The sequence below is a fragment of the uncultured Lamprocystis sp. genome, from assembly GCF_903933125.1.
Taxonomy (GTDB): Bacteria; Pseudomonadota; Gammaproteobacteria; order Chromatiales; family Chromatiaceae; genus Thiodictyon.
Genome location: NZ_CAIZIZ010000104.1, coordinates 1 through 4711 on the forward strand (window position 1 = coordinate 1; position 4711 = coordinate 4711).

The following is a 4711-nucleotide window of genomic DNA, read 5'->3' on the forward strand; positions in this document are numbered from 1 at the left end:
CATGCGCCAGCCCCATGACCCGCAGGGCCGCGGCCACCGTGCGCGGACCCTGGGCCAGCAGCGTGCCGGTCACCAAGACCTGCACGTGGCGCCAGGTCGGCGCGGTGAACAGGGGCGCAAATGCGAATAAAACCGGTACAATCGAGGCTGGTAGATGGGCCTTTTTGTAGAAACACTTTAACATGCGCAAATGCGAATAAAACCGGTACAATCGAGGCTGGCAGGTGGGGCATCCGCGGATACGTCCGTTGTCTTGGTCGATCGCGGACGGTACTCCATTGGTGGCCCGCCTGTCTCCCTCTATGCATCGCCGCGGGCCACGCCCGCCGATGGACGGCGGCTGGTCGCGACGATCGGCCGCCGCAACCCCCGGCTCAGCACACGCTTCGGCACCGCCGTGGCGTCACGTGCGGGGCCTGCGCCCAGCTGCAAAAATGGCCAAAGTCGAGCATGAACACCCCCGCCACCGCCACCTTCGCCTACTCGAACATCGACCACATTTCGGTCGGAAATTCCACGACCCGTTGGGTTGCAGACAACAAAAGCAACCTTTACGTCTATAACGACTTCAATGGCAAGTACGAGTGGATATTGCAAGACACTGCGGCGCAGTCGCAGATACTGGCTGTCGATACCCAAGGTAATGCGTATGCGATGCTCAACACGAGCGACGCGAATCCGCAGGTTGTCCTGTACGATCCATCTACCCAAACCTTTGGACCGTCATACCGCATCGCTGGTCCCGCGATAACGGACAAGCCAGTCACGTCATTCGCCGTAGGTAACGGCATGTTTTGGCTGGTTCAGGACGGTACACTCTTCAGCGTCGCGGGCTATGGCGCCACCGCGGTGAGTCCATCAGGGACCACGTTCACCCAGGTCGCCGTGGGACAACAGGATGGCTCGGTCTGGGCGCTTGATTCCACTGGCGTCCTCTATTCCTGGGACGGCCAGGCGGCAGTGTTTACGGCCGTCAGCGGCAAAGGCTCGGCGGTCCAGGCCCTGTCCGTTGTCGACAGCGACGCGATTTACGGCTTGGACAGCAATGGCGATGTCTACCAATGGTCCGCGATCGCCCAACAGTTTGTTGAAACTTATAGCGGTGGCGGGTACACCGAGATTCAAGTGGATGAGAACCGCGTGCTGTATGGCGTCGCCGCCGATGGTTATTCGGTCGTCAGCCTGGAAGACCTGCCCGACCTCGGCAACCCCGCCGCCGCGCCGAACAGCCCCGCCACATTTACCGATAGTGATGGGATCACCCATGCCATCTGGAACCAGGATGGCCAGCTTTACTATGGATTCAATCCGTCCGGCGCCGCCAATGACCAACACTATGTCGGGGTCGGCGCGGCCAGCACCGGTATCGGCGCGTCCCCCTTCGCCAGCGGCACTGACCTGGTCTTGATGGCCCCGGCTTCCAGCGACAACGTTGCCCAAGCCTACTGGATCGATAGTAACGGACAAGTCAACACGGCCAACCTGAGTGCCTCCCCCTACGGCGGGTTTCAATGGTCTGCGCCTGGCGCACTGACCCAGGATGCCGGGAAGAACACCGAGCTGGCCGTCATCTCCGTGGCCGGGGACCAGGTCTTGTTGCGGACCCGGCTGAATGGTCAACACCTGCAAAGGGTGTTCGACCTCGGCCAATTGCCGGCGGCCTCGGGCGGCCCGGTGCAGTTGCCGTCCCGTGTGAAAGGGGACGAGTTCATATATGCGACTCATCCCTCGGCGGCGTCGTCGGGCATCCCGATTCCAGCGGCCAATTTCGAAATTAAAGTGGCGAAGAGCAATCCTCCCGCGTCAGGCGGCAATCTAACATGGAGCTATTACATCGATGCCCAAGGCAAGGTGGTTGCCACCCAGACGACGGGCTCCAACCAGGCCACGCTCCTTCCCGCCAACAGTCTGGGTCTGGGGCTTCAGATGGCTTGGAGCAACGTCATGGGCCAGTACGCCGACCTGACCATCAATGCAACGGCTCAGGCGGCGGCGAGCTGGGCCAGCTTGCAGGGCTATCCGGGCAAAGTGAATGCAAGCCTCGCGCTGCAAGCCGACCTGAAATTCAATGCCCTGCCGATGGTGCTGAACGATCTGTTCCCAGGCGCAGGCACCGGGTTGGCGGACTTTGAGTCGGTCACGAAAGGAAAAGTCTTCAATGTCAGCGCGGGGCCGGAAATCATCTTCAACCTTTCAATGGGGGCAGACAACCAAGCCGGTCCCGGCGGCGATACCGACTATTTTTTCGAGGTCGTCAACCCCGATCTGTCCACGGTAGATCCCTCGGCGAATCTTGGGGATGTCTGGTGGGAATTCCAGCCGCAGGATATTCCAGAATACTTTGAAACGCTTGTCTCGGGGGGGGCAGGAGGGTTCCTTGACACCTCGCTGAGCGTGGGTGTTTACCTGGACGCAAGCTTTTTTTCTAAATTATTCAAGGTCAAGGCCAAGTTTCTGCAGAAGACAGACAACGTGATTGGCATACCAAATGCGACCGATACCATTAAAGAATCGTCTAACTACTCAGTGAATGTCGACGTTAATCTTTGGCTCTTCACATTGAGCTATGGTATCAACGGGAGCGAGGTTGAGTATTCGCACACCACCCATCTGGGTTCCTCCGCGTCCTCGGTCCGAAGCGACGCCAATTATGAGCCGACCTCGACCACGCATTGGGTGTTGGCGGCTGCGGAGGGCAGCGCCGCGGCGGTCGATCCGAACCTGGTAGCCGATGCCGATATCAGCTATGTGGTCGATACAAACAAAAACGCCTACGGCGCGTTCGTGGGCGAGGGGACAGGAGGCAGCGCGGCCAGTTTGTCCAATCTCTACATCATCGCCGGCACGGTCGATACAAGTGGGCAGGTCGCTTGGAATACGGGGTCCCTTCAAGCCCTGAACACGACCGCCGGCGCCAACCAACACCCCTTGCTCGCGCTCGACGGCAACGGGAACGTCTTGATCACCTGGCAGAACGCGCCAACCAGCGACGCCAACGTCCAGACGTTGCTGGCAACCCCGCCGGGGAACGCGTACCTGATTTATAACCAAGGCAACAACGCGCCGATCAATCTGGGTGATCTGGACCCCTGGCTCGGACACGCCAAAGGTCTTGCCTACACCTTGCCTGGCGGTAGCCATTTCGCCAGCTTCGGCCAAGCGGTGACTGGCCTGGGCGATGTCAATGGCGGCGGGACGCCCGACTTCGCCATGACGGCCCCCGACTACAACCAGGAACAGGGCGGAGCCTTCCTGGTGTACGCCGAGGACTACGCGAAACTGACGAACCTCACCGATCCAGGGACCGACGGCTTATTCCTCACCGGTCAGGCCCTGAGCGAATTTGGCTATAGCATGGCGAATGCCGGCGATTTTAACTATGACGGGCGCCCCGACTTCATCATCGGCGCGCCGGGACTCGCCAGCCCGGCCGGCCAGGACTCGGGCGGTATCTATATCATCTACGGAGGCACGTCTCTCTTCACGGACACGCTCTCCACCAACGAGATTGGCGTGCTGCTCGCCGACAACCCCACTTATGGCATGTCACTCGCCAGTCCTTACTCGGCAGGTGGGCGCTTCGGCAGCGCCGTGAGTGGCGGACAGTTCGGGCGGCTCAATGCCTGCGCGGTTGGCGCCCCCTTGGCGACCCCGGACGGCACTACCAGCCACCTTGCCCAGCAAAGCGGCATCGTCACGGTGTACGCACAAGGAGGGGTTAACGCGCAAACGATGCTGACCGTGACCAACCAGACCGCGAGCATCAACGGCCAGCCCCTGCTGCAGATGGGCAACTCGGTCGCGTTGCCGGGGGATGTCAACGCAGACGGTTTAGCGGATCTGCTCATCGGCGGCGCGGGCGCGGCCATCGTCGTCTTCGGCGCCAGCGAACTCGGCGCAAGCCTGGACCTGGCCAGCCTGCCCTCGGGGCAGGGGTTCGTGCTCGTCGACGACACCGGGAGCAACCTGCCGCTCCAGGTGGCTGGCATCGGGGATATCAACGGGGACACGGTGAGCGACATCGTGGTGGGCCGTCCCGGCACGACCAACGCGCAAGGCACTTTCACCCCGGGCGCGAGTTACGTGGTCTTTGGCGGAGCCGCGCTGAACGCTTCAGTCAACACGCAGGCCTTGTCGCTGCTGAACGGAAGCAACGGCTTCCAAATCATCGGCGCCGGCAGCGTCGTGTCCAGCGCCGGGGATTTGAACGGCGACGGCAGCGCCGACCTGATCGTGGCCGAGCCCGAGGCCGCGGCCGGGGCCGGCGTCAGCTACATCATTTATGGTGGCGCGAAGAACCACATCGGCAGCGTGGCGAGCCTGAATGTCGCCGATGTGGGCGGATCGGTGCAGGGCTATGTGATCAACGGGGCGGATGCCAGCGCGCTGCCCCTGAGCGGGTCGTCGGTCAGCGCGGTCGGGGATGTGAACGGCGACGGCAAGCCCGATCTCTTGGTGGGCGCGCCGAACGCCATCCCGACCGCGGCCTTGACGGTGCTCGGCGAATCGATGAAGGCGAACGCGATCACGTTGACCACTCAGGATTTCAACGCGCTTCCGACAACGGTGCGGCTCTCTGGGATCTCAGTAGGTCGCATAGTTTTTTAAAAACAGCAGGATAGGGCTGTTACACAAACAGAAAATGGCTCAATGGCAACGTCTGAAAGTAGCGTAAGCCTCTGATGTGAAGATTCGGCAGAGCAGTAATAGC

General features: G+C 61.3%; 1 protein-coding gene and 1 pseudogene. One reads left to right on the forward strand and one right to left on the reverse strand.

All coding sequences use genetic code 11. The features are described from left to right. Positions 1–184 (reverse strand): annotated as a pseudogene (locus tag QZY03_RS04760) (hypothetical protein); the annotation flags it as partial. Positions 185–450: 266 nt separating this feature from the next. Between QZY03_RS04760 and QZY03_RS04765 the strand changes: the two are divergent. Next, a complete protein-coding gene (locus QZY03_RS04765) occupies positions 451–4608 on the forward strand; it encodes an integrin alpha (RefSeq protein ID WP_295578628.1) in 4158 nt (1385 codons plus the stop codon). The last annotated feature ends 103 nt before the right edge of the window (positions 4609–4711 follow it).